Genomic DNA, 24058 nt, shown 5'->3' on the forward strand with positions numbered 1-24058 from the left:
TCGTCCGCCAGTGCGTGCATAATAAAGAGAACTCAGTCAGGAGGTACCATGTCACTGCAAAATTTAACGCGCTTCCCGCGCCTGGAACTGATTGGCGCGCCGACGCCGCTCGAATATCTGCCGCGCCTGTCCGATCATCTGGGCCGCGAGATTTTTATCAAACGTGACGACGTGACTCCGCTGGCGATGGGCGGTAACAAGCTGCGTAAGCTGGAATTCCTCGCGGCAGATGCGCTGCGCGAAGGGGCGGATACGTTAATCACCGCCGGCGCCATTCAGTCGAACCACGTCCGGCAAACGGCTGCCGTCGCGGCAAAACTGGGTCTGCACTGCGTCGCGCTGCTGGAAAACCCGATTGGCACCCGCGCCGAAAACTATCTCACCAACGGCAACCGTCTGCTGCTGGATCTGTTTAATACCCAGGTCGAGATGTGCGATGCGCTGAGCAACCCCGATGCCCAGCTGGAAGAGCTGGCAACCCGCATTGAAGCGCAGGGCTACCGGCCGTATGTGATCCCGGTGGGCGGCTCCAGCGCCCTTGGGGCGCTGGGCTATGTGGAAAGCGCTCTGGAAATCGCTCAGCAGTGTGAAGGGGCGGTCGCGCTCTCTTCCGTGGTGGTGGCATCCGGCAGCGCCGGGACCCACGCGGGACTCGCGGTAGGCCTGGAGCAACTGATGCCGCAGACCGAACTGATCGGTGTGACGGTGTCACGCAAGGTCGCCGACCAGTTACCGAAAGTGGTGGCGCTGCAGCAGGCGGTGGCGAACAGTCTCGAGCTGCAGGCTAACGCCGGGATCCAGCTGTGGGATGACTATTTCGCGCCAGGCTACGGCACGCCGAACGATGAAGGGATGGAAGCCGTGAAGCTGCTGGCGCAGCTGGAAGGCATTCTGTTGGATCCGGTTTATACCGGGAAGGCGATGGCCGGTCTGATTGACGGCATTCAGCAGAAGCGCTTTAAGGATGAAGGGCCGATTTTATTCATTCATACCGGCGGAGCGCCGGCGTTGTTTGCCTATCATCCTCATATCTAAAGCAGAACACACAGAATGCAAGAGAGTATCCAACTGGTTATCGATTCCGCGCCTTATTTGCTGAAAGGCGCGGTATTTACGCTACAGCTGAGCATCGGCGGCATGTTCTTTGGCCTGGTGCTGGGCTTTATCCTCGCGTTGATGCGCATGTCGCCCCTTTGGCCGGTGAAATGGCTGGCGAGAATGTACATCTCTATCTTTCGCGGTACGCCGCTGATTGCCCAGCTGTTTATGATCTACTACGGTCTGCCGCAGTTTGGCATTGAGCTGGATCCGATCCCAGCGGCGATGATTGGCCTGTCGCTTAATACCGCGGCCTACGCGGCGGAAACGCTGCGTGCGGCGATTGCCTCGATTGACAAAGGGCAATGGGAAGCGGCGGCCAGTATCGGCATGACGCCGTGGCAAACGCTGCGGCGGGCCATTCTGCCGCAGGCCGCGCGGGTGGCGCTACCGCCGCTCTCCAACAGTTTTATCAGCCTGGTGAAAGATACCTCGCTGGCGGCCACGATTCAGGTTCCTGAACTGTTCCGTCAGGCGCAGCTGATAACCTCGCGAACTCTGGAGGTCTTCACCATGTACCTGGCCGCCTCGCTGATTTACTGGGTGATGGCGACGGTACTGTCCACGCTGCAAAACTATTTTGAAAATCAGCTGAATCGCCAGGAGCGTGATCCAAAATGAGTGCCATTGAAGTCAAAAAGCTGGTGAAAAAATTCCACGGCCAGACGGTGCTGCACGGGATCGACCTTAGCGTGCAGGAGGGGGAGGTCGTGGCGATTATCGGCCCCAGCGGTTCCGGTAAAACGACGCTGCTGCGCAGTATTAATCTGCTCGAACAGCCGGAAAGCGGCACCATTCGGGTGGGCGATGTCACTATCGATGCCTCCCGCAGCCTCAGCCAGCAAAAGGGGCTGATTCGCCGCCTGCGCCAGCATGTGGGCTTTGTGTTCCAGAGCTTCAATTTGTTTCCGCACCGCACGGTGATGGAAAACATCATTGAGGGACCGGTTATCGTCAAGGGCGAAGATAAAAACGAATCCATTATCCGCGCCCGGGAGCTGCTGGCGAAAGTGGGGCTGACCGGTAAGGAAAACAGCTATCCGCGCCGGCTGTCCGGTGGCCAGCAGCAGCGTGTGGCGATAGCTCGCGCGCTGGCGATGCGCCCGGACGTGATCCTGTTTGATGAGCCGACATCGGCTCTCGACCCGGAGCTGGTGGGTGAGGTGCTGAACACCATTCGTCAACTGGCGCAGGAGAAGCGCACCATGGTTATTGTGACCCATGAAATGAGCTTCGCCCGCGATGTCGCCGACCGTGCGATCTTTATGGATCAGGGCCGTATCGTCGAGCAGGGCGAGGCAAAAGCGCTGTTTGCCAGTCCGCAGCAGCCGCGCACCCGCCAGTTTCTTGAAAAATTCCTGATGCAATAATCATTACCAGCCAGCTGCGGCCGTCCCCAGCGGCGAGGGCGGCCGCGACCACACCACCGGCGTCCCCGGCAGTTGCAACGGGAAACGCAGGCGCTCGCCGAGGCCGAAGGCTGACCACTCCAGCGCTGGCTGATAATCTGCCGATCGCGGCGCGGCGAAAGGCGCAGCGGGATCCGGCGTTGGCCACTGCATTAAAAAGGCCGCCACCCGCGCCAGTGATAAGCGGGCGCGATAACCTTCGCCGTGAGCGAGGCGCTGATAAAGGCCTTTGAGTACCGCCGCCGCCATTAAATAGCCGGTCCCATGATCTAAGGCCTGAACCGGTAGCGGCACCGGTTTGTCGGCCTGACGCCACGCCTGACCGGCGGCGGTAATGCCGCAGGCCATCTGGACCAGACTGTCAAAGCCGCGGCGGTTACGCCACGGCCCGCTCCAGCCCCAGGCATTGAGCGAGACATCGATCAGGCCCGGTCTGAGACTGGCCCGCGTCTGGCTATCGAACCCCAGCGCATCCAGGGCATCGGCGCGATAGCCATGCACAATCACATCGGCTTGACAGAGTAAATCTATTAAACGCTGCTTATCGATTGGCGATTTTATATTCAACCGCGCGCAGCGCTTGCCGAGGGCGATCTCTTCTTCCAGCGTCGGTTCATGCCAGTCTGGCGGATCGATACGCAGCACCTCGGCGCCGAGGCCGGCCAGCAGACGTGTCGCCACCGGGCCGGCAATAATTCGCGTTAAGTCGAGAACCCGCATGCCGAGCAGCGGTCTGCTACCCGGCAAAGGCCAGCTAACCGCCGGGCCCGTAGGGAGAGGCTCCTCGATCAGCAGCGGCTCCTGGCTGACCGCCCGTCCTTGCGGGTGTTCCAGCCAGCGCTGTGCGCTGCGCATGGCCGCCGCGCAGCCTCCTGCCTCCACGATGGCTTGCTCAAGAGCTTCGGCTCGCCACCGGCGGACCTCTGACGCCAACGTCTCGCGGCTTTCATGGTTGCCTAACACCCGAGCCATGGCCCGTCGATGATGGGGCGCATTGGTATGCAAACGGATCCACCCCTCCTGCGTCGGATAATCACCCGCCAGCGGATCCCAAAGCGGACGGGGAAGGCGATTGATCGGCCGCAGACTGTGGTTGAACCAAAAAGCGGCGAGACGCCGATCGATACATGGCGTCCGGGTGCTGCCGATAAGCTGCGCCAGCTGTCCGGCCATCACGCCGAGCGAGGCGGCGGCAAAATCGGTGACCGCAAAACAGGAGGGCAGCGCTCCCTGCTGGGTGAATTCGATAGCCGGAGCAGGGTGGGCGCTAAAGGCGCTCCACAACTGGCAATATATCGGCGGCAACGATAGCGGGGGCGACATACTCTTCTCCTGTCAGCGGTGAATAGCGTCAGTAACGGTCTAATAAGTGCGATGTATACGATATTTTATACATATAAATAAGATTTATGTGTTAGTTTTCTGTATTTCTAATAATGATTATTACTCAGGGGTTATTTGGTCGGTTATGAGGGACAATGATTTTTTCAGCTGGCGGCGGGAAATGCTGCAACAATTTCAGTCAGTCTCGGCAGGAGGAGAGGTTTATAATCTTCTGCAGCAGCAAACGGAAGAACTGGAATATGACTACTTTGCGCTTTGCGTACGCCATCCGGTGCCGTTTACCCGGCCGCGGATAACGCTGCAATCGACCTATCCGCAGGCATGGATGTCGCACTATCAAACTGAGAATTATTTTGCGATCGACCCGGTCTTGCGCGCGGAAAATTTCCTGCGCGGCCACCTGCCGTGGAATGACGGCCTGTTCCGCGATACGCCGGAATTGTGGGCCGGAGCGCGCGATCACGGGCTGTTGAAGGGCGTGACCCAGTGTCTGACCTTACCGAATCATGCTCAGGGCTTTCTCTCCGTTTCCGGTGAGAGCCGCAGCGCGGGCCCCTATCATGAAGATGAACAGGAGATGCGTTTAAGAACGCTGACCGAACTTAGCCTGCTGACTTTATTGCGCCTGGAAGACGCGATGGTGATGCCGCCGGAAATGAAGTTTAGTCGCCGTGAGCTGGAAATATTGAAATGGACGGCGGAAGGGAAGACCTCGGCGGAAGTGGCGATTATTCTCTCTATCTCAGAAAATACCGTTAATTTTCATCAAAAGAATATGCAGCGAAAATTTAATGCGCCGAATAAAACGCAAATCGCCTGTTACGCGGTGGCGACAGGGTTAATTTGAGCGAGTAAAGTGTTCTGCGTGTCAGACGTGGGACCGGCTGTCAGCGACGCTCACAGCCGGTTTACTGTTACTGGCGGTAAGCTTGTTTAATTTGCTTAACCGTGCTGGAGAATACGGCAGCCTGAGCCTCATCTTCCATCTGCGTGATCTGTTTTTCCATTTTAATAATCACCCGACCTGCATCAGCCTGGCCCATTGCCTGGAGCATCAGCGTCAGCAGCGTTTTCAGGCAGGTTACTTCCTGCGCCAGTTCTTGATTATTTTCTGCAGTGGAAAAATCTGGAGTGCTCATCGATATCCTCGTTTGCTATCGGCGCTTTTGCGCAATACTAAATGTTAAGGCGGCGCAGTATACCACAAGCTGCGGAAAAAAAAGGAGCGCGTGATTTCTGTTCTCTCATCAGAGCTGCGGGTGGTTTAATTGACTGAATAATACGTACTCTTCGCCGCCGCGGCCGTTAATTTGTGCCCGGGAGGTTTTCAACGTTAATTATTGTTACATATTTTGTTTCGTATTTATCTTCACGATCGTGCCTGATGGCAAAGACGTTTTTTGTAGGGGAAATGTTAAAATTGAAGCGTAATACAACTCACTGTTATGTATAAGTTTCCACTCACTGTGCAAACAAATTGCCATGCCGCGGGAAGAAACTTTCCGTCGGACATTCTTTTGGCTTTTAAAGTGACGAGAAAACCCGGTAATATGTGTGAGATAAGCTATCAGTAGCGTTATCCCTAATTCTGGAGATTATTCCTTTGATCAACGTCCTTCTTGTTGATGACCACGAGCTAGTGCGCGCAGGGATACGACGCATTCTGGAAGATATAAAAGGGATTAAAGTTGTCGGTGAATCCTGCTGCGGCGAGGATGCCGTGAAATGGTGTCGCGCCAACCCCGTCGACGTTGTCCTGATGGACATGAACATGCCGGGGATCGGCGGTCTGGAGGCCACGCGTAAGATTGCGCGCGCTATCGTCGATACCAAAGTCATTATGCTCACCGTGCATACTGAAAATCCTCTGCCTGCGAAAGTCATGCAGGCGGGTGCCGCCGGCTACCTGAGTAAAGGTGCTGCGCCGCAGGAGGTGGTGAATGCCATTCGCTGCGTTGCGTCCGGTCAGCGCTATATCGCTTCTGACATCGCCCAGCAAATGGCGCTAAGTCAGATTGAACCGGAAAAGACGGAATCGCCGTTTGCCAGTTTGTCTGAACGCGAATTGCAGATTATGCTGATGATCACTAAAGGTCAGAAGGTGAATGAGATCTCAGAGCAGTTAAATCTGAGTCCTAAAACCGTGAACAGCTATCGTTACCGGATGTTCAGTAAATTAAACATCCACGGTGACGTTGAGCTGACCCACCTGGCAATTCGTCATGGTCTGTGCAATGCGGAGTCGTTAGCAAGTCAGTGAGTGATGTTTTTGACGCAAAAGCCTTCCTGAAGACGGTTACCAGCCAGCCGGGCGTTTACCGGATGTATGATGCTGGTGGCACCGTCATCTATGTCGGTAAAGCAAAAGATCTGAAAAAACGGCTGAGCAGCTATTTTCGGAGCAACCTGGCTTCGCGTAAAACGGAAGCGCTGGTGGCGCTGATTGCGCAAATCGACGTGACCGTGACCCATACGGAAACGGAAGCGTTGCTGCTTGAGCACAACTACATCAAGCTGTATCAGCCGCGCTATAACGTGCTGTTGCGCGATGATAAATCCTATCCCTTCATTTTCCTTAGCGGCGATCCTCATCCGCGTCTGGCGACGCATCGCGGGGCGAAACACGCCAGGGGCGAGTATTTCGGTCCTTTCCCCAATGGCTACGCGGTGCGCGAGACGCTCGCTCTGTTGCAAAAAATCTTCCCCATCCGCCAGTGCGAGAACAGCGTATACCGCAACCGTTCGCGTCCGTGCCTGCAGTACCAGATTGGCCGCTGCCTGGGCCCCTGTGTCGCCGGGCTGGTGAGCGAAGAAGAGTATGCGCAGCAGGTGGAATACGTGCGCCTTTTTCTCGCCGGGAAAGACGATCAGGTGCTGACGCAGCTGATTGCGCGGATGGAGAAGGCCAGCCAGGCGCTGGAGTTTGAAGAGGCCGCGCGTATTCGCGATCAGATTCAGGCCGTCCGTCGGGTGACTGAGAAACAGTTTGTCTCCAATACCGGCGATGACCTGGATGTGATTGGCGTGGCGTTCGATTCGGGTATGGCCTGCGTCCACGTGCTGTTTATCCGCCAGGGAAAAGTGTTGGGCAGCCGCAGTTATTTTCCCAGGGTGCCAGGCGGTACCGAGCTGGGTGAAGTGGTGGAAACCTTCGTCGGTCAGTTCTACCTGCAGGGGAGCCAGATGCGCACCTTACCGGGTGAGATTCTGCTCGACTTTAATCTTGGCGATAAAACCCTGCTGGCGGACTCTCTCTCCGGGCTGGCGGGACGGCGGGTGAACGTCCAGACTAAGCCGCGAGGCGATCGCGCCCGCTATCTGAAACTGGCGCGAACCAACGCCGCGACGGCGCTGACCACGAAACTTTCTCAGCAATCGACGATTCATCAACGCCTGCAGGCGCTGGCGACCTTGCTCAAGCTGCCGGCCGTGAAGCGCATGGAATGCTTTGATATCAGCCATACCATGGGCGAACAGACGGTGGCTTCCTGCGTGGTGTTCGACAGCAACGGGCCGCTGCGCGCGGAGTATCGGCGCTACAATATTAGCGGAATTACCCCGGGGGATGATTATGCGGCGATGAACCAGGTTCTGCGCCGCCGCTACGGCAAGGCCATAGAAGAGAACAAGATTCCCGATGTTATCCTGATAGACGGCGGTAAAGGCCAGCTTGGGCAGGCGAAAACCGTCTTTGCCGAGCTGGATGTACCGTGGGACAAACATCATCCTCTCTTATTGGGGGTGGCAAAAGGTAGCGATCGTAAAGCCGGGCTGGAAACGTTATTCTTTGAACCAGAAGGCGAAGGCTTTAACCTGCCGCCGGATTCGCCTGCTCTGCACGTCATTCAGCATATTCGCGATGAGTCGCACGACCATGCCATCGCCGGGCACCGTAAAAAACGGGCTAAAGTGAAAAGCACCAGTACGCTGGAAACTATCGAAGGGGTAGGGCCAAAACGCCGTCAGATGCTGCTGAAGTATATGGGGGGTCTGCAGGGGTTACAGAAGGCCAGCGTCGAGGATATCGCTAAAGTACCGGGTATATCTCACGGTCTGGCAGAAAAGATCTTCTACTCGTTGAAACATTAGGGGCTCTGTAGCAACATAGGGCTAATTTTTACTTCTAACAGATAGTTACCTGTCACTATGCAATTTAATATCCCTACATTGCTTACCCTGTTTCGCGTCATCCTGATACCGTTTTTTGTGCTGGCGTTTTACCTCCCGTTTGTCTGGGCGCCTTTTGCTTGCGCGCTGATCTTTTTTGTCGCCGCCGTGACCGACTGGTTTGACGGGTATCTGGCGCGCCGCTGGAATCAGAGTACGCGTTTCGGCGCTTTTCTCGACCCGGTTGCCGACAAAGTGATGGTGGCGATTGCGATGGTGCTGGTGGTTGAGCACTATCACACCTGGTGGGTGACCTTGCCGGCGGCGACGATGATTGCGCGCGAGATCATTATTTCCGCACTGCGTGAATGGATGGCCGAACTGGGTAAACGCAGCAGCGTGGCGGTATCGTGGATTGGTAAAGTCAAAACCACCGCGCAGATGACGGCGCTGGTGTGGATGCTGTGGCGGCCTAATGCCTGGGTCGAGTGGGCGGGGATCGCGCTGTTCCTCGTCGCAGCGGTGCTGACGCTGTGGTCCATGCTGCAATATTTGAACGCCGCGCGCGGGGATTTGCTTGATCAGTGATCGTTTCGGCGCAAATTTCAGCAAACGACACAAGGATTTAAAAAATATCGTTGACTCATTGCGCCAGGTAAGTAGAATGCAACGCATCGAACGGCGGCACGGCTTGCCAGACGATAACAAAATCAAGTGATTAGCAAATTAGCATTGATAATGCGGGAATAGCTCAGTTGGTAGAGCACGACCTTGCCAAGGTCGGGGTCGCGAGTTCGAGTCTCGTTTCCCGCTCCAGTTTAAAAACATCGGCAATTGCGGGTGTTCAGGCATTAAGGCGCGTTAGCAAAGCGGTTATGTAGCGGATTGCAAATCCGTCTAGTCCGGTTCGACTCCGGAACGCGCCTCCACTTTACATCCCGAGCCCGGATGGTGGAATCGGTAGACACAAGGGATTTAAAATCCCTCGGCGTTCGCGCTGTGTGGGTTCAAGTCCCACTCCGGGTACCATTGGGATGATGCAGAATAATCAAAGCAATAAGCAGTGTCGTGAAACCACCTACGGGTGGTTTTTTTGTTTTTGTCCTCTTTTTTATTCATTCCCTCAATTTCCTGTATGTGGTCCGATAATCTCAGGCATACCTCCGGTTAACGCTGTTATCATCAGTACGTTAATGACTCAGTAAAAAAGAGGTTCTGATGCCGCATATGGGCCAGCCGGAGAAACGCAAAATCTTCATCGGCGATATCCACGGTCAGTCGGGCAAGCTTGCAGCGCTGCTCGGCCATCTTCGTTCTCAGGAAAATGGCGATCGCAGTACGCTGATCTTTGTGGGCGATCTGATTGATAACCGGCAGGGGACAGAGATTAACCATCTCTCGGTCCTTGAGCGGGTGAGGGCGGAAGTGGTATCCGGCCGGGCAATTTGCCTGATGGGTAATCATGAATTTAATGCAATTGGCTGGGCGATGCGCCATCCGGAGAGCCATCAGCCGTTACGTCCGCATTCGGCGAATAACCGGCGTCAGCATCAGGCCTTTCTGGATGACGTCGGCGAAGGGAGTCGACAGCATGCTTTCTGGATTGACTGGTTCAGGTCGCTGCCCCTGTTTGTCGATTATGGCGATATCCGGGCGGTGCATGCCTGCTGGGATGAGGAGGCCATTGCGCATCTGCGTCCATGGCTGGATGAACAGAATCGATTGAAGCCCGAGAGCTGGGTTCATGCCTTTGATCCGCAGCATCAGCTGTTCCGGTCGATCGAGACGATACTGAAAGGGCCTGAGCTGCAACTGCCCGCGGGTTTTAGCTTCGAGGATAAAACCGGCGTTGAGCGTCGTCATATCCGCGTGCGCTGGTGGCTAAATGCGGCAAAAACGTATCGCCAGATCGCCCAGGTGCAGCCGGAGATGGTCAGCAGGATACCGGATTTGCCGCTGGAGCAATCTTATCCGCCGATGGCCGGTATCCCTGTCGTCGTTGGGCATTACACCTTATCGGGCGAACCGCAGCTATTGAGCGATAGCGTGGTTTGCGTTGATTACAACGCGGCAAAAGGCCAGCATCCGTTACGCGCGTGGATCTACGACAGCGCTGCGGCGAGCGTCGCGCACGGGCGATTTGTCAGCCCGGCTGACTAGTATCTGGTCGCAATCTCCACGCGGTGCCCCTCATTTTCTCAGGCGTACAATCCGCAAACTACGGTAAAATACCCGTCCGGTTCGCCGGAACATTATCCTTTGGGAACGGCATGCCGTTACGGCAATAAAAATAATTTTCATGAGGGATCTTATGGCTACATGGCTTGAAAGCTACGGCAATTGTTTTCGTAAATATGCCACTTTTCGCGGTCGTTCAGCGCGAAGCGAGTATGTTATTTTTACCGTCGCCAACTTTGTACTTTCTATTGTGTTGGGGCTCATTCCGGTGATTGGCGGGCTGTTTGGCTTGATCGTTATTATCCCCGGCATCGCGGTGGCGGTACGCCGCCTGCACGATCTGAATAAATCCGGCTGGTGGCTGTTGGCGCCTTACGCCATCATACTCCTCGGTTTTATGGGGATTATCGGTACCGTTGAGGACGGTACGGCCGCTGCCTGGATATGGGTCACCGCGCTGGGCGGCATTGCGATCCTGGTGATGTCCATCTGGCTGCTGTTTGCCCGCGGTACTGATGGTGTTAACCGTTTTGGTGAGGTTCCGCAGGATAATGAAGGCGGCCAGAGCGCGCCGATCTCTTCGGCTGACGACGTAAGAGAACGCCTGACGCAAGCGAAAAAAATGTTTGATGACGGGACGATCAGCGAAAGCGAGTACGCAACAATGCGCGCCAGCATCATTAAGGACATTTAACCCGCGCTGAGTACGGCGCCGGGTGGTTTTCTGCCGCTATTTCCGCTACTGTATGCGCCATTTTTCTACCACGACGAGCCTGTTTATGAAAACCGGACCCCTGAACGAAAGCGAACTGGAATGGCTGGACGATATCCTGTCGAAATACGCCACCGATGGCGCCATCCTCGATGTCTCAGAGCTTGACGGCCTGCTGACGGCAATCCTCTCCGGACCGAAGGAGATTGAACCGGCTCAGTGGCTGCTGGCTATCTGGGGCGGGGCGGACAACGTGCCGCGCTGGGCGAACGATCGCGAGCGTGACCACTTTGTTAACCTCACTCTGCAACATATGAGCGATATCGCCGAGCGTCTTGAGGAGTATCCTGACCAGTTCGAGCCGCTGTTCGGAACGCGCGAAGAAGAAGGTCAGGAGCTGACTATCGTTGAAGAGTGGTGCTTCGGCTATATGCGCGGCGTCGGCCTCAGCGACTGGTCCGCTTTACCGGCGGAGCAGCAGGCGGCGCTGGACAATATTGCCCTGCACGGCACGGAAGCGCAGTTTACGGCGGTTGAAGCGCTATCGGTCGATGAGTTTATCGCCAGCGTGGACAATATCACTCCGGCGGCGTTTTCTTTATACCAGTACTGGGCAGAGCACGCTCAGCCAGAAACGGTGCAGCAGCCTTTCAGAAATGAAGCGAAGGTCGGGCGTAACGATCCGTGCCCGTGCGGTAGCGGCAAGAAGTATAAGCAGTGTTGCCTGGCAAAATAAAAAGCGGCTATCCGGCGAGCGCCGATCGGTGAAGATTCGGTTAACGCCGGCAGTGGGTGTTAAAGGGCGCCATGGCCATCGTGGCGCCCTTTTTAAATGGGACGTTCATCGCCTTCATCATTATCCCTTTAGCACGCCGGGCGATGTCAGGAGCGTGACAGCCCGGGGATAAGCGGTCAGCTCTACGGGCGGCATCCGGCAGCCTGACCTTTTTATCCGACCGCCGGGAGAAGGCCCGCGACGATACTGAACTGAATCGCCACAATCGCCATCCCGCACAGCAGCACCAGCCACAGCGCCGGCGTCCCTCCGGCAACCCGCCAGGCCGCCTTCGGATGCTGCTCACGGCTCTTCATCACCAGCAGCGACGGCAGCATCAGCGCCAGTACCGCCAGCGCGACGCCGGCATAGCCCAGCGCCATCACGAACCCGCGCGGATAGAACAGGGCAAACGCCAGCGGCGGCAGAAAGGTGATAGCGCCACTCTGCAGACGGCCGCCGGGGCTATTTTTGCGCTGGAACAAATCCGCCAGATAATCAAACAGACCCAGCGCCACGCCGAGGAATGAAGTCGCCAGGGCGAGGTCGGCAAACAGGTGTACCGCCAGTTCAACGTGCGGTGACGCCACCACTTCACGCAGCGCCTCTAACAGCCCGTTGAGGCCGGCGTTTTTCGCCAGCAGGGCGGTAAACGCGGGGGAGTCAATGCTGCCGAGGGTCGCCACCTGCCAGAAAATATAGGCCACCAGCGGGATAAAACTGCCGATGATAAAGACCCGGCGCAGTTTACGAATATCGCCGTTGAGGTAGCTGACGATGCTCGGCACGCTGCCGTGAAAGCCAAATGAGGTGAAGATCACCGGGATGGCCGACAGCGCCAGCCCCTGCTGGAGCGGTAGCGTCAGCAGATTGATCCGGTGGATATGCGGTAGCAGCAGCGCCAGCATTATGGCGAGAAAAATGATCTTGGCGCTAAATAAAAAGCGGTTAAACAGATCGACCAGCGATGTTCCGAGGCAGACCACCGCGCCACCGACGGCGGTAAACAGCAGCACCCCGCCGGCGGGAGGAAGCGACCAGCCCAGCCACTGGTTAAGGCTGGATGCCAGCAGCTCGCCCGCGCCGCTGATATAGGCGGCGGTCAGCGCATACATTAAGAACAACATGCAAAAACCGGTCACCCACTGCCCGTAACGTCCAAGATAGCGTGCCGCCAGCGAGCCGAGTCCCATATCCGCCGGGACGTGCTGGTAGACCTCCAGCAGTAATAATGCGGTGTAGCACATCAGCGCCCACAGCGCGATCAGCAAGCACAAGGTGACGCCGAAACCCACCCCCGCCGATGCCAGAGGCATTGCCAACATCCCTGCGCCAATTGTGGTTCCGGCCACGATTAAAATACTACCAAGAGTGCGGTTCTTCACGTTTCTCTCTATCCATGAAGGAATTAACAATAAAATATGTCGCGCAGAGTATGTGAAATTGTCATTCTCGTCAAATGAGGGTTACAGTGATTGTAATTAAATATTTACAGATTGCGGCGGCGCGCCGGAAGGCTGCGCTGGCGCAAAACGTCAGGTCCGCAGTGGGTCTATGCTGTGGGTTTTACAGGAGGAGCTATGCCATCCATTCATGGTCATGAAGTATTGCAGATGATGATCGCCTCAGGCGAGCCTTACACCACTGCCAGTCTTGAGTCCGCGATAATCGCGCGTTTTGGCGCCGCTGCGCGTTTTCACACCTGTTCGGCAGAGGATTTAACTGCGGCGCAGCTGGTGGCGTTTCTGCAGGAAAAAGGTAAATTTATTGCTGGAGAGGGCGGGTTTAATACCAGCGAAAGGAAAATATGCCGTCATTAACCGGGTGGTGAAGCTGAAGCTTCACCACCCTGATAATTAATTTTGCGTGTCGAGCGTCGCCAGCTCTTTATCAATAAAGTACAGACCTTCTCCGCTTTTACCGACGAGGGTCAGCTTATCAATAACGGATTTAAACAGTTTCTCTTCTTCGTGCTGTTCCGCCACATACCACTGCAGGAAATTAAAGGTCGGGTAGTCCTGATTCGACATTGCGGCATGCGCCAGTTCATTTATTTTCTGCGTAATCAGCTGTTCATGTTCGTAGGTGACGCGGAACAGTTCATCCAGCGAAGCGTACTCCGCGAACGGCGAGGAGATCGCGTTGATGCACGGCAGGTTGCCGGTGTCGGTCAGGTAATCAAACAGGCGCTGCATGTGGGTCATCTCTTCCTGCGCATGACGGCGCAGGAACGCGGCGGCCCCTTCAAAGCTGTGGTAGCTGCACCATGCGCTCATTTGCTGATAAAGCAGAGAAGAATAAAGCTCAAGGTTCATCTGCTCATTCAGTTTATCGATCATTTCTGTTTTCAGCATAGCGTGTGCTCCGAAAAATAAAGGCTAAAGATTATTGTGTCGCCACTATAATTTGTTATTTATTTATTTGCAAAAAGTAAATTAAAAAACTTATTTATTAAAAATGCAAATGGGAATAAAACGCATTGGCAATTTAATATGTAATGAGAATAGTTTTAATTTAATATTTCACTCAGGACTTATTATCGATTAAAAAAAGACAGTAAAAGACCATCCGCAGGTGGCTGGCGTGGGGCTTCCGCTGCCCCGGGGCCTCTGCAGGCGCGGGAGAGCAGAAGGGCGTTTGCAAGGCATATAGGCAAAAGTGTGAAGCGCTACGTAATTTATAAAACAACTTTTCATAAAATTTGAAAGTGCGTTTGTTAAGTAGTAAGGTGCATCATAACGCTAACGAACTATCGCGGGAGCACCCGCACAGCATTCAGGAGAGTAAAGCATGAAAATTGCACTGATGATGGAAAACAGCCAGGCGAGCAAAAACGCCATCATCCTCAACGAGCTCAACGCCGTTGCTGATGAAAAAGGCTTCCCGGTTTACAACGTCGGGATGAGCGATGAGCACGACCATCATCTGACCTATATCCACCTGGGGATTATGGCCAGCATTCTGTTGAATTCAAAAGCGGTTGACTTCGTGGTGACCGGTTGCGGCACGGGCCAGGGGGCGCTGATGTCTCTGAACATTCATCCTGGCGTGGTTTGCGGCTACTGTATTGACCCGGCAGATGCTTTCCTGTTCGCCCAGATTAACAACGGTAACGCCCTGTCTCTGCCTTTCGCGAAAGGTTTTGGCTGGGGCGCGGAGCTAAACGTGCGCTTTATCTTTGAAAAAGCCTTCACCGGCCGCAACGGCGAAGGCTATCCGCCGGAACGTAAAGAACCGCAGGTGCGTAACGCCGGGATTCTGAACACGGTGAAAGCTGCGGTCGTAAAAGATAACTACCTGGACACGCTGCGCGCCATCGATCCGGAACTGGTCAAAACCGCGGTCTCCGGCCCGCGTTTCCAGCAGTGCTTCTTTGAGAACTGCCAGGACAAAGAGATTGAAGCGTTCGTGCGCCAGATCGTCGGCTAAGCGCGTCAGCCCGGTGATGAAAAAGGCCAGCATCCGCTGGCCTGTTGTTTATTTCTTTCTGCTCGACACGCTGCTGCCGGCATCTTTGCTTAACTTCAGACTATCCACCATCCCCACGAGGCAAATCAACGCGATAAAGACGAAAGAGAGGCGAAAACTGATCCCCGGCACGCTGGCGAGATTTAACCACTCGCTGGCTCTTTCGCCGATTCGGATACCAATGGCGCCGAGGGTGATCCCTAAGCCCACCGCCAGCTGTGAAGCGGTACTGAACAAGGTATTGGCATAGCTCATCTGGGCTGACGGGACATCGGCAAAGGCGAGGGTACTGACCCCGGTAAATTGAATTGAGCGGAACACGCCGCCGAAAAAGAGAATCGCGCAAATTAGCCACACCGGCGTCTGTGGCGTTAAAAAGGCGCAGGCGAGCAGTGACAGGACGTTTAACGCGCCGTTCAGCAGCAGCAGGCGGCGGAAGCCCAGCCAGCGGATCAGCGGCGTGGTGGCCGGTTTAATGGTGAAGTTGCCGACAAATACTGCCAGCACCAGCAGCCCCGAATGGAAAGGATCCATGCCAAATCCGACCTGAAACAGCAGCGGCAGCAGAAAGGGGACGGCGCTGATTGAGGCGCGGAACAGCGAACCACCGTACATGGTGACCCGAAAAGTCGGCACCTGTAGCGCATCCAGACGCACCATCGGCCAGGCCGCGCGGCGGAAATGGCGCAGCGAGAAGAGCATGCAGCCGAGACCGAGGGCCAACAGAAGCAGCGTTGTCCACCCCTGGGGCCGGGTATCTCCGAGCAGCTCCATCGCACTCACCAGGCTGACCATGGCGACCGAGGTTGCCAGGAAGCCGGGCAGGTCAAAGGGGCGTCGCTCTTCTTCCCGGATGTCAGGAATGATGCGCAGCGACAGGGCAATAGCGATCGCGCCCAGAGGGACATTGATAAAGAATATCCAGTGCCAGCTGGCGTAACGGGTAATAAAGCCTCCCAGCGGCGGGCCGATTATCGGCGCCACCAGCGCGGGCCAGGTCAGGGTGGCAATGGCCTTGATCAGCTGATCCTTCGGCGTGGTACGTAGCACCGCCAGCCGGCCGACGGGGACCATCAGCGCGCCGCCCACCCCTTGCAGGATACGCATGGCGACAAAGGTGTCCACGTTGCTTGAAAAGCCGCAAAAAACCGAAGCCAGGGTAAAAATCGCCAGCGCTAGGGTGAAGATCTTGCGCGCGCCAAAACGATCGGCAATCCAGCCGCTGGCGGGGATTAATACCGCCAGCGTAATGAGGTAGGCGCTGATACCAATATTCAGGTCGACCGCCGCGATGCCAAAATCCCTGGCCATATCCGGTAGGGCGGTGGCGATCACCGTCCCGTCCAGAAACTCCATGAAAAATGCCCCAGCCACCAGCAATGCGGGGGCTGAAAAGGCTCGACCTTCCCGGGAAGTGAGATGTGTACTCATTGTGTCTGCCATAGCAAGGTGAGGACAGAATCGATGGCGCTGCGCCGGGTTTTTAACCCTTCGATTTTCCTCACTTTTGTTTAATTTTTAAATTATACTTGTGAAATTATTGTGACTTGTCGCATGTTTTTATTGATTTCTGTGACGTAGATCATATTATATGACCCAGAGACAGTAACACCTGCATAACAACAGACGGAGTCACTCCATGAAGCTGCGTAAAATTCTTAAAAGCATGTTCGAGCAGTACTGCAAAACATTCAAAGATGTACCGCCTGCCGGTATGTTCTGATAAAAAAACCTGCTGCGGCAGGTTTTTTTATCTCTGAAGATTTAGGTTACTATTATGCTCCTCGAAAAAGGAGTCATAAATGTCCCAACACCTCACCGAACAAGACGAACTGGTTTCCGACGTTGTTGCCTGCCAGTTAGTTATCAAACAGATTCTTGACGTCATCGATGTCATCGCCCCAGTTGAAGTGCGTGAAAAGATGACCACCCAACTGAAAGCCATCGATTTTGCCAGCCATCCGGCTTCGGCCGACCCGGTCACGCTACGCGCGGTCCAAAAAGCGATTGCCCTGATTGAACTCAAGTTTACGCCGCAAGGTGAAGCGCACTAACCCCTTTCGCCCCGTCATGTGATGGCGGGGCGCTGTCCGGGCTAATGAGAGATAGCGGTTCTGGCTGGCGTAGTCTGCGCGTTTTTAAACAGCTCGCTGTGGCCCCAGCACTCCTCATAACGGTGACCGACCAAATCTTCAACGACGGTACGCACCTCCGGCGGGATATCCGCAATTTTACCGCCTGCTTTAATCCGCGCCACTTCCTGTAATACCACCAGGTGCGCTTTGCGATCCAGCTTCATCTGTTTGCTGAAAACGATAGCCGCCAGCGCCAGCAGAACCACGCCGCAGCAGAATACCACCGCAATGGCGGTGACCGCGCTTTCCGGTTGGCTATGCGCTTTCGACTGGAAGCCATAGAAGCTGAGGATGGCCCCCATGGTGAAGACGATGATGGAACGTAAGATTTTCCCGGAGAAGGTCATCGCCCCGGCATAGATCCCTTCGCGACGGCGACCGGTATAGATCTCATCGACATCGGCAAGGAAGGTGTAAACGGTCCACGGAATGTAATACACGCCGCCGGTACCCAGGCCGAACAGCACCGTAATCCCGAACATCAGTATGGTCGCCAGATGCGCCGGCAGGTGGAAGAACCACAGCGAGGTGTAGAGGAATACCGAGAAAATCACGATCCCCAGCGCCAGAATATAGGGTTTGCTAAACCCTTTTTTCACGCACAGGCCGATAAATAGCGCGGTCGAGACCAGCTGCAAAATCGAGTTCAGGCTGTTCAGCCCGGCGACCATTGCCGGATCGTGCTGCAGGACAAAGATAACAAAGTAGGTAAAGATCGAGGCAAACAGCCATTCGGCGCCGAAGCCGCAGAGATACATGCCGAGATGCTTACGAAATACCCGCAGATAGAACGTTGAGCGCATGTCCTTCGCCAGCATCACCAGGGTAGTGAGCAGACCCCTTTTCCCGTTCACACTGTGCTCTTCTGCGCGCGGACGCTCCCAGCTGCAGAACCACAGGCAGGCGATAGCGATAATCAGAATGGCGCCGTAGGTCAGTCCGGTCAGGAAGAAGGGAGTGGCGGAATCTTTACCGTATAACAGGATGAACTGACCGGGGATAAAGGCGGCGAGGAAGTTGGCCAGCTTGCCGAAAATAGCCTTATAACCGGTGAGTTTTGAGCGTAATGAGAAATCGTCGGTCATTTCGGTGGCCAATGTTTCGTAAGGCACCATGACTGAGGTATAAATAATTTCGAAGATGACGTACGTGCAGAGGTAGTACCAAAAACCGAGGTCCTCGACCCATAAAAGCGGGTAGAACATCATCAGCGGAATGCCGATCAGCAAGAAGAAGCGCCGCCGTCCGAAGCGTTTACCGAGCCGCGTTTTACCGAAGTTATCGGTAAGATAGCCCATCAGAGGGTTACTCATGGCGTCGATGATGCTGGCGACGGAAAAGATAAATGAGGCCTCGATCAGCGTCAGGCCGCAGAAGGTGGTATAAAAATAAAGCAGCCAGGCGCCGCTGATCGCCAGCGCGCCGCTTCCCAGTAAATTACCGCCGCCGTAGGCTAGCTGATGGCGTAACAAAATCGGTCTTCCCTGCAACCCTTGTGAGGCTGAAGCCGCGTATCTTGCCATTAATATAAACCCAATTTTTTAAATTTTTGAAACGGCGTTTTTATATTATTAAATCCCATGGTAAAAAGTGATCGCTGTCACTAATCATCCGCTGTACCTTTTCGCAATGCGGTAATGCAACCGGGTTAAAAGTTTTTAATACTTTTCAGGAATAAGAACGGCGCCGAAGCGCCGAAAATTGATGATTCAGGAAGAGGAGGAGTGCGGCGATCGCTGGCGAAGGTGCTGCACATCGGGCAGCTTTCCCTCTTCATCGCCGATCGTTATCCGGGTGCTGCTTCCCGCCCGCCGGAGTATGACCTGAGTACCCTGTGGATGGTGCTGAACGCTGACTTCGGTCAACGGCATCTGGCTGGCGAAATCCCACACTCCGAGGAAACGCGCCTGCGGCTGGTGGCTGCGTAAAACAAGATAGCTGAGTTCCTCTATTGCCGGGTTATCGGGCCCGTAGCCTTGCCAGAGCTCGGCCTCGCCGGCCAGCCACAGCGCAAACGTTTCGTCCCGGCTGGCGAAATGGCGCGGCTGGCAGTTGGCTAACGGGGACACGGTCGCCTCGCGCATCCGCTGCAGCGGCCCGCTCAGAGCAAAGGGCATAGCCGTGCCGCTTTTATCCAGCGCCCGCGCCACCAGATGCAGCGTCCAGTCCAGCTGTTGGCGATGGGGATTTTCGATCGTCGAAAGGTCGATCAGCACCTCTCCCAGCCATAATAACCGGCGACGGAAGCGGATATCCCGCCAGGCGTTCAGGTCCCACTCGACGCGGGTGTGGCTGTTGAGAACCGGTGGCTCAGCGCGCCAGTCGACCCGGCTATCCAGCCACTGAAAGTCCTCCCCCTGGTGCCAGCCCAGTATCGCGGCGTTAGCCGGCGGCTGATTGCCCTGATTGACGGAGAGCGTGTTGTGCGTGGCGCTCTGTTTATAATAGTCATAGTGCATGCGGGCGCCGTATCCGGTTGTCCCGAGGTCGGGAAGCAGGGCGCGACCATTCTGCCAGATCAGTAAACTCAGGCGATCGTAATGATCGTGCTCGCCGCCGTAAGGGCTATGTTTGATCATCACTACCCGTTTCTGTTCTGGCCGTCGCCAGAGGGTCAATCCGGCGCCGGGGGCGTAGAGGGATTCCTGTGGAATCAGCGCGGGTATGGCGGCTGGAAGCGGCCGGTCGCGCCAGAGCAGGGCGTCAAGCGTCATTTCGCCGCCAACGGTATCGTTGAGCACGGCGGCATAGCGTAAATCTCCCCAGATATGCCACGCAAACTCGTAAATATCGTTATGCTGCAACGTTTCCTGGCCGGCGAGGCAATCATTGAGCAGGGGGAAGGTGCCGTCCGGTAGCAGCAGCGCGAGCGGGAAGTTCAGCATCTTCGGATACCAGGGACCGTCAATCAGGCTCCAGCGCGTGCCGAACGCGAGCTTCTCAAAGGCAAAGAACCCCTGCAGCGCGTAATAGTGGTAGTGAATCGAGCCTTCAAACCACAATCCCTCCTCCAGAAGACCGTTTTCTAACTGCCAGCGCAGGCCATACGTTTGGTTTACCGCGACATCCAGTAGCTGGTCATCGCCAAGAATAAACCCCAGCACCGCCAGCGCGGCGTTGATTTTGACTTCATGGTTATGGACTTGCGGGCTACGGTGTGCACGCAAAAAATCGGCGGCGCAGCGCAACAGGCGTTGGCGGATATGCTGCTGTTGTTCAGCTGAAAGGGTTTCTGCGACAAAGTCATAGCCGAGAGCCATATCGAGAATACAGTTCGCTTCGCACAGGGTCTGGGCGTTCATTTTCCCCGGGCCATTATGGGGAATATTGCCATGCACCTCATATTCAGGGTAGACGTCGGCATAACCGATCAGTAATTCGGCCACCTTATCGGCGTAGCGACGATTTCCGGTGAGATGCCATAACAGGCCAAGCCGGTAGCAGGCGCTGGCGTTGCGGCCGTTCAGCTCCCGCCACCATGCGCCGTCGTAGGGTTCTCCGCTGAAAATTTCACCGTCCACCGGGCAGCAATGACGGGTGGGGGAGTCGCGTTGCCAGATGAGACGGACGCTGTGCTGCGGACAAAAGTAATAAAGATTCCAGCTGGCGATCCCGCGCTGCGGAATCAGGGCTGGCGTAGCCAGTTCTGCAGCGTGCTCAGCGATCAATGTCGCTAGCAGGGGACTGCTCGCCGCACGCGCGGCAATGGCCGGCCACTGCCCGGAAAATTGCATCATTATTTTGTCACTCCACCCAGGGATTGCAGGGGCAACGGTGCGATCAGGGTAGTAATATCCTGCGGATATTGGCCGCGCAGCCATTCGGCTTTTTGCCTGAATGCGCTATCGTCAGGCCAGGCGTGAGCCGCGGTAGCCATATTAAATAACGCTTTTTTCGCATCCGGCTTATCCAGGTCCCGCCATGGCCAGTTTTGGTCGCTGTGGATAAAACCGGCAATGTACTGATAGCCCTTGCGCAGGCTGTGGTCATCAAGACTAAAGTTCCACAGGTCGACGCCGGCCTTCTCTCCCAGGCGGCCAAGCTGGCTATAGGCGTCCAGGTTGAAGTTGCTGTAATGCCAGGGCCGGGTACGCTCAATCTCCGCCATCTGGCGACCTTCGCTATCGAATTGCCCGGCGATTCTGCGTAACTGCGTAATTAGCAGGCGCTTTTTCGCTTCCTCCGGTTTGCCGCTGAATAGGGCAAAGGTGGCCGCCTGCAGATCGAACCAGGTGCCGTGATTGTTGTGCCAGTTATCCTCTTCGAAACCATTTTGGCTGGTGGTCATCCAGTGATAAAAATCGCCAAACCACTGTTGTAGCTGACGGTAATCATCCTCGCTCAGGCGGCCTGACGCGCGCAGCAGTGCGATGGCGTCCACGACGTTGACCAACGCCCGGCTATCAATAATCCCGATACCGCGCCCGTGATTTATCCCGGGAATGGCCTGCGCGTATTCAAGGTTGGGGTTCATCCGCGTCGTGGCCAGCAGGAACCAGTTGCGTATTTGCGCGACGGCTTTCTCGGCGTAGCGGGCATCGTCGGAGAAATACCAGGCCAGCGCCAGGGTATAGACATCATCACTCATCTTCACCAGGCGGTTCTTATCGGTGGCATCACTGTTGGCATCAGGGTTGGTTTGCCCATCTTTACGAATATAAGGAAGCCCATCTTTAGCCTGTGGGTCAGGCCACCAGTAGGGTGGGAAACTGTAGTAATCATGTTTATCGCCGCTAACGGCCAGCAGACTCTTATCCATGACTGAGAATAAAGGATGCTGGAGAGCCGCATTCGCTCGTGCCAGTAGCGCGGCCTGCGCCTGAGTGAATAGCGGGTTGCCATCGTTAACCTGCTGTCGGCTTTGCGCCAGGGCGTTGATATCAAGGATGAGGGGCCCAGGCTGGGCGGCATAAAGCGGTAAGCTGATCCCTGAAAATATAAATGCGAGGTACCACGCACCCCGGCTCGACCATTTTGTCATAGCATTATCCCTTCGGTAGGAAACCAGAAACACTCTCGCCAGCGATGATATTCACGCAGCGCGAAAGGGAATTTAAAATAATGAATCAGTAATGCGTGAAATGATGTTTCATTCACGATGGAAAGCAGTGTAAAAGACAAAGTGATTTTTTTTGTGATGCCTGTCGTACTTAGCGTTTTGCATCCAAAATGTCTGCGTAAATGCGAATCAACTCACTGTTTTAGCCATTTTTCTAACAAAATTGAAAGTGTAAAATATTTTTTGGTTTTTGTAATGTGTTGATAAATATGTCACTTTAAAAAGTGTCACTTTGGTTGTCACTTTTTGATGTGATCTTCTTCAACTTTTTATCTTTTGAAACGTGATTTCTTTTTTGCCAGGTTGTAATGATAACCCCCTTTCTATTTAATATTGTAAAAGCGATGAAATACCTCGCCGTTATGTCATTAATAAAAATAAGTGCATTTTATTTTCGTAATAAAGGGCGCTGCGTAATAACCGTGTGCGATTTTTTTATTTTTATCTTCTGACCCTACAATAAAGGATATGACACCATGTCTGCGAATAAATTACGTTTCTTGTTACTCATTTCTGCCCTGGGACTGGGGATGGGACAGAGCTATGCCGCCACCACGCTCAATGTCTGGATCCGCGCCAGCAACGATTCCAAAAACATTTATCAGCAGGAGGCGGAGACCTTTGAGAAAAAAACCGGTATCAAAATCGAATATTTCAACGCCACAACCGACTTCGAACAGCGCCTGGCGCGCGCGGCGGCGGGCCAGGCGCTGCCGGATCTGATTTTTAACGATGCGGTTGCGCTTGGCCAGTTCATTCAGCTGGGTATTGCCGAAGAGATTGACCCTCACAGCATCGCCGGAGGCGACCAGCTCTATCCTGTCGCCTGGGAGAGTACCCGCTACGTTGACGGTAAATACTACGGCGTCCCCACTTCCGCGCAAACCTTCGCCCTGTTTGTGCGCAAGGACTGGCGGGAAAAACTGGGCTTGCCGCAGCCGAAAAGCTGGGACGATATTCTGGCGATGGCGAAAGCCTTCACCACTGAGGATCCTGATGGTAACGGCAAGAATGACACTTACGGGTTTCTTGTTCCGGGCTCCAGTACCCGCGGTTATGCCAGCTGGTTTTTGAGTAGTTTTATCTGGCAGGCCGGGGGCGATTTCGTCGCCATGAAGGGCAACACATTCACCGCCACGCTGAATACGCCCCAGGTTGCCAGCGCGCTGACCTTTATCCGCACCATGATGTGTGAAAAAGTCGCCCAGCCCGGCGCCATCAACGCCACAACGGCTGACGTCATCCCATCATTCCGCTCCGGGCAAACCGGAATGTTCTTCAGCGGCCCCTACCACATTGCCCTGTTTGATAAAGATCCCGGCAAAGACAAGATTGAAGTGATCCCGCTGCAGGGGCCGCAAGGGGAGACCACGCTCGCAGAAGGGACGACGGTCTTTCTGATGAAAAGCAGTAAGCAGAAAGAGGCCGCGCGGAAATTTATTGAATTCATGATCTCCCGGGAAGGCCAGGAGATTGGGATGGGGAAAGGCAGTCAGCATATTCCGGTGGTCCGTCTGGCGGTCAATAAAAATGTCGATGTACAAGGGGTCTATCAGGATGGGCGTTGGGCCACCTTTGCCCGCTTGTATAACGAACACGGCCGCTATGTGCCGCAGGTACCTAACTGGACGCCAATCCGCCAGGTGTCGGCAGAGGGCTTCAACCGTATTCTCGCGGATTGTGAGAGCGACGTCGGCGCAGAGCTGAATACGCTGAATGGCAAAGTGAATGCCGAGCTGAAAAAACAAAACGTGCTGGCTGAGTGAGGCATTG

23 protein-coding genes and 3 tRNA genes are annotated in these 24058 nt (G+C 55.1%); 18 read left to right on the forward strand and 8 right to left on the reverse strand.

Annotation, left to right across the window (positions count from 1 at the left end):
• The first annotated feature begins 48 nt into the window (after window positions 1-48).
• Genes dcyD through tcyN form a run of 3 tightly spaced genes read left to right on the forward strand, consistent with a single transcriptional unit; the run spans window position 49 to window position 2468 of the window.
• Complete coding sequence (gene dcyD, locus ACI2JR_RS08285) at window positions 49-1035, forward strand: D-cysteine desulfhydrase (RefSeq protein WP_132724832.1); 987 nt, start codon at window positions 49-51, stop codon at window positions 1033-1035.
• Between the two features lie 15 nt (window positions 1036-1050).
• Window positions 1051-1719, forward strand: a complete 669-nt coding sequence (gene tcyL / locus ACI2JR_RS08290) for a cystine ABC transporter permease (RefSeq protein ID WP_132724830.1) — start codon at window positions 1051-1053, stop codon at window positions 1717-1719.
• Window positions 1716-2468 carry an L-cystine ABC transporter ATP-binding protein TcyN gene (gene tcyN / locus ACI2JR_RS08295; RefSeq protein ID WP_462478308.1) on the forward strand — a complete coding sequence of 251 codons (753 nt, stop codon included), beginning with the start codon at window positions 1716-1718 and terminating at the stop codon, window positions 2466-2468. Before tcyL ends, tcyN begins: the two co-directional genes overlap by 4 nt.
• A 3-nt stretch (window positions 2469-2471) precedes the next feature.
• On the opposite strand, the gene ACI2JR_RS08300 is transcribed toward tcyN, so the two are convergent.
• Window positions 2472-3830 (reverse strand): CoA transferase, encoded by a 1359-nt coding sequence (locus ACI2JR_RS08300; RefSeq protein WP_462478309.1) that lies wholly within the window; start codon window positions 3828-3830, stop codon window positions 2472-2474.
• 145 nt (window positions 3831-3975) lie between these two features.
• Between ACI2JR_RS08300 and sdiA the strand changes: the two genes are divergently transcribed.
• Window positions 3976-4698: a transcriptional regulator SdiA gene (gene sdiA / locus ACI2JR_RS08305; protein ID WP_462478310.1), complete on the forward strand. Its 723-nt coding sequence runs from the start codon at window positions 3976-3978 to the stop codon at window positions 4696-4698.
• A 67-nt stretch (window positions 4699-4765) separates the two neighbouring features.
• On the opposite strand, the gene ACI2JR_RS08310 is transcribed toward sdiA, so the two are convergent.
• Window positions 4766-4990 carry a DUF2594 family protein gene (locus ACI2JR_RS08310; RefSeq protein ID WP_004864152.1) on the reverse strand — a complete coding sequence of 75 codons (225 nt, stop codon included), beginning with the start codon at window positions 4988-4990 and terminating at the stop codon, window positions 4766-4768.
• Between the two features lie 464 nt (window positions 4991-5454).
• On the opposite strand from ACI2JR_RS08310, the gene uvrY reads away from it, so the two are divergent.
• The 9 genes from uvrY to ACI2JR_RS08355 all read left to right on the forward strand — a co-directional run bounded on the left by uvrY (window position 5455) and on the right by ACI2JR_RS08355 (window position 11584).
• Window positions 5455-6111 (forward strand): UvrY/SirA/GacA family response regulator transcription factor, encoded by a 657-nt coding sequence (gene uvrY, locus ACI2JR_RS08315; RefSeq protein WP_132724822.1) that lies wholly within the window; start codon window positions 5455-5457, stop codon window positions 6109-6111.
• Window positions 6108-7940 (forward strand): excinuclease ABC subunit UvrC, encoded by a 1833-nt coding sequence (gene uvrC / locus ACI2JR_RS08320; protein ID WP_462478311.1) that lies wholly within the window; start codon window positions 6108-6110, stop codon window positions 7938-7940. The genes uvrY and uvrC overlap by 4 nt, the downstream gene beginning before the upstream one ends.
• Before the next feature lie 57 nt (window positions 7941-7997).
• The gene (gene pgsA / locus ACI2JR_RS08325; RefSeq protein ID WP_004864143.1) at window positions 7998-8546 is read left to right on the forward strand and encodes a CDP-diacylglycerol--glycerol-3-phosphate 3-phosphatidyltransferase; all 549 of its coding nucleotides are present in this window, start codon (window positions 7998-8000) and stop codon (window positions 8544-8546) included.
• A gap of 152 nt (window positions 8547-8698) precedes the next feature.
• Window positions 8699-8774: transfer RNA gene (locus ACI2JR_RS08330), tRNA-Gly, on the forward strand.
• 39 nt (window positions 8775-8813) lie between these two features.
• A tRNA-Cys gene (locus tag ACI2JR_RS08335) sits at window positions 8814-8887 on the forward strand.
• Between the two features lie 13 nt (window positions 8888-8900).
• A tRNA-Leu gene (locus ACI2JR_RS08340) sits at window positions 8901-8987 on the forward strand.
• 189 nt (window positions 8988-9176) lie between these two features.
• Window positions 9177-10118 carry a metallophosphoesterase gene (locus ACI2JR_RS08345; protein ID WP_462478312.1) on the forward strand — a complete coding sequence of 314 codons (942 nt, stop codon included), beginning with the start codon at window positions 9177-9179 and terminating at the stop codon, window positions 10116-10118.
• 151 nt (window positions 10119-10269) lie between these two features.
• Entirely contained in the window at window positions 10270-10830 is a 561-nt protein-coding gene (locus ACI2JR_RS08350; protein WP_462478313.1) for a DUF805 domain-containing protein, read from the forward strand.
• 85 nt (window positions 10831-10915) lie between these two features.
• Window positions 10916-11584: a YecA family protein gene (locus tag ACI2JR_RS08355; protein ID WP_462478314.1), complete on the forward strand. Its 669-nt coding sequence runs from the start codon at window positions 10916-10918 to the stop codon at window positions 11582-11584.
• A 212-nt stretch (window positions 11585-11796) separates the two neighbouring features.
• Here the strand turns inward: ACI2JR_RS08355 and tyrP are convergent, their stop codons facing one another.
• Complete coding sequence (tyrP, locus tag ACI2JR_RS08360) at window positions 11797-13008, reverse strand: tyrosine transporter TyrP (RefSeq protein ID WP_462478315.1); 1212 nt, start codon at window positions 13006-13008, stop codon at window positions 11797-11799.
• Between the two features lie 195 nt (window positions 13009-13203).
• On the opposite strand from tyrP, the gene ACI2JR_RS08365 reads away from it, so the two are divergent.
• Entirely contained in the window at window positions 13204-13443 is a 240-nt protein-coding gene (locus tag ACI2JR_RS08365; RefSeq protein WP_462478316.1) for a YecH family metal-binding protein, read from the forward strand.
• Window positions 13444-13479: 36 nt separating this feature from the next.
• On the opposite strand, the gene ftnA is transcribed toward ACI2JR_RS08365, so the two are convergent.
• Window positions 13480-13977, reverse strand: a complete 498-nt coding sequence (gene ftnA / locus ACI2JR_RS08370; RefSeq protein WP_132724808.1) for a non-heme ferritin — start codon at window positions 13975-13977, stop codon at window positions 13480-13482.
• A 436-nt stretch (window positions 13978-14413) separates the two neighbouring features.
• Between ftnA and ACI2JR_RS08375 the strand changes: the two genes are divergently transcribed.
• Window positions 14414-15052, forward strand: coding sequence for an RpiB/LacA/LacB family sugar-phosphate isomerase (locus tag ACI2JR_RS08375; RefSeq protein WP_004864120.1), 639 nt, complete (start codon window positions 14414-14416; stop codon window positions 15050-15052).
• Window positions 15053-15100: 48 nt separating this feature from the next.
• Here ACI2JR_RS08375 and ACI2JR_RS08380 read toward each other — a convergent pair whose 3' ends face one another.
• Entirely contained in the window at window positions 15101-16522 is a 1422-nt protein-coding gene (locus ACI2JR_RS08380) for an MFS transporter (RefSeq protein WP_462478317.1), read from the reverse strand.
• A 208-nt stretch (window positions 16523-16730) separates the two neighbouring features.
• Between ACI2JR_RS08380 and azuC the strand changes: the two genes are divergently transcribed.
• Both azuC and ACI2JR_RS08390 read left to right on the forward strand, forming a co-directional pair.
• Window positions 16731-16814 carry a stress response protein AzuC gene (azuC, locus tag ACI2JR_RS08385; RefSeq protein WP_015583995.1) on the forward strand — a complete coding sequence of 28 codons (84 nt, stop codon included), beginning with the start codon at window positions 16731-16733 and terminating at the stop codon, window positions 16812-16814.
• A 79-nt stretch (window positions 16815-16893) separates the two neighbouring features.
• The gene (locus ACI2JR_RS08390; protein WP_004864113.1) at window positions 16894-17145 is read left to right on the forward strand and encodes a DUF2766 family protein; all 252 of its coding nucleotides are present in this window, start codon (window positions 16894-16896) and stop codon (window positions 17143-17145) included.
• A gap of 41 nt (window positions 17146-17186) precedes the next feature.
• On the opposite strand, the gene ACI2JR_RS08395 is transcribed toward ACI2JR_RS08390, so the two are convergent.
• The 3 genes from ACI2JR_RS08395 to ACI2JR_RS08405 form a co-directional block, all read right to left on the reverse strand.
• On the reverse strand, window positions 17187-18698 hold the full coding sequence (locus ACI2JR_RS08395; protein ID WP_462478354.1) for an MFS transporter: 1512 nt from the start codon (window positions 18696-18698) through the stop codon (window positions 17187-17189).
• 237 nt (window positions 18699-18935) lie between these two features.
• Window positions 18936-20963, reverse strand: coding sequence for a heparinase II/III family protein (locus ACI2JR_RS08400; protein WP_462478318.1), 2028 nt, complete (start codon window positions 20961-20963; stop codon window positions 18936-18938).
• Window positions 20963-22207 carry an alginate lyase family protein gene (locus ACI2JR_RS08405; RefSeq protein WP_462478319.1) on the reverse strand — a complete coding sequence of 415 codons (1245 nt, stop codon included), beginning with the start codon at window positions 22205-22207 and terminating at the stop codon, window positions 20963-20965. The genes ACI2JR_RS08400 and ACI2JR_RS08405 overlap by 1 nt, the downstream gene beginning before the upstream one ends.
• Window positions 22208-22761: 554 nt before the next feature.
• Here ACI2JR_RS08405 and ACI2JR_RS08410 point away from each other — a divergent pair.
• The gene (locus ACI2JR_RS08410; protein WP_462478320.1) at window positions 22762-24051 is read left to right on the forward strand and encodes an ABC transporter substrate-binding protein; all 1290 of its coding nucleotides are present in this window, start codon (window positions 22762-22764) and stop codon (window positions 24049-24051) included.
• Window positions 24052-24058: the final 7 nt, after the last annotated feature.

The organism is Klebsiella sp. NPDC088457, assembly GCF_044900465.1.
Lineage (GTDB): Bacteria > Pseudomonadota > Gammaproteobacteria > Enterobacterales > Enterobacteriaceae > Klebsiella.

Bases quoted from the DNA above. Each gene is read 5' to 3' on its own strand.
- ACI2JR_RS08365 (WP_462478316.1), top strand. From the start codon at position 13,204: ATGCCATCCATTCATGGTCATGAAGTATTGCAGATGATGATCGCCTCA.
- ACI2JR_RS08380 (WP_462478317.1), bottom strand. From the start codon at position 16,522: ATGAGTACACATCTCACTTCCCGGGAAGGTCGAGCCTTTTCAGCCCCC.
- tcyN (WP_462478308.1), top strand. From the start codon at position 1,716: ATGAGTGCCATTGAAGTCAAAAAGCTGGTGAAAAAATTCCACGGCCAG.
- ACI2JR_RS08350 (WP_462478313.1), top strand. From the start codon at position 10,270: ATGGCTACATGGCTTGAAAGCTACGGCAATTGTTTTCGTAAATATGCC.
- ftnA (WP_132724808.1), bottom strand. From the start codon at position 13,977: ATGCTGAAAACAGAAATGATCGATAAACTGAATGAGCAGATGAACCTT.
- sdiA (WP_462478310.1), top strand. From the start codon at position 3,976: ATGAGGGACAATGATTTTTTCAGCTGGCGGCGGGAAATGCTGCAACAA.
- tcyL (WP_132724830.1), top strand. From the start codon at position 1,051: ATGCAAGAGAGTATCCAACTGGTTATCGATTCCGCGCCTTATTTGCTG.
- pgsA (WP_004864143.1), top strand. From the start codon at position 7,998: ATGCAATTTAATATCCCTACATTGCTTACCCTGTTTCGCGTCATCCTG.
- ACI2JR_RS08310 (WP_004864152.1), bottom strand. From the start codon at position 4,990: ATGAGCACTCCAGATTTTTCCACTGCAGAAAATAATCAAGAACTGGCG.
- azuC (WP_015583995.1), top strand. From the start codon at position 16,731: ATGAAGCTGCGTAAAATTCTTAAAAGCATGTTCGAGCAGTACTGCAAA.
- ACI2JR_RS08375 (WP_004864120.1), top strand. From the start codon at position 14,414: ATGAAAATTGCACTGATGATGGAAAACAGCCAGGCGAGCAAAAACGCC.
- dcyD (WP_132724832.1), top strand. From the start codon at position 49: ATGTCACTGCAAAATTTAACGCGCTTCCCGCGCCTGGAACTGATTGGC.
- ACI2JR_RS08400 (WP_462478318.1), bottom strand. From the start codon at position 20,963: ATGATGCAATTTTCCGGGCAGTGGCCGGCCATTGCCGCGCGTGCGGCG.
- ACI2JR_RS08355 (WP_462478314.1), top strand. From the start codon at position 10,916: ATGAAAACCGGACCCCTGAACGAAAGCGAACTGGAATGGCTGGACGAT.
- ACI2JR_RS08345 (WP_462478312.1), top strand. From the start codon at position 9,177: ATGCCGCATATGGGCCAGCCGGAGAAACGCAAAATCTTCATCGGCGAT.
- ACI2JR_RS08410 (WP_462478320.1), top strand. From the start codon at position 22,762: ATGTCTGCGAATAAATTACGTTTCTTGTTACTCATTTCTGCCCTGGGA.
- ACI2JR_RS08405 (WP_462478319.1), bottom strand. From the start codon at position 22,207: ATGACAAAATGGTCGAGCCGGGGTGCGTGGTACCTCGCATTTATATTT.
- ACI2JR_RS08390 (WP_004864113.1), top strand. From the start codon at position 16,894: ATGTCCCAACACCTCACCGAACAAGACGAACTGGTTTCCGACGTTGTT.
- ACI2JR_RS08300 (WP_462478309.1), bottom strand. From the start codon at position 3,830: ATGTCGCCCCCGCTATCGTTGCCGCCGATATATTGCCAGTTGTGGAGC.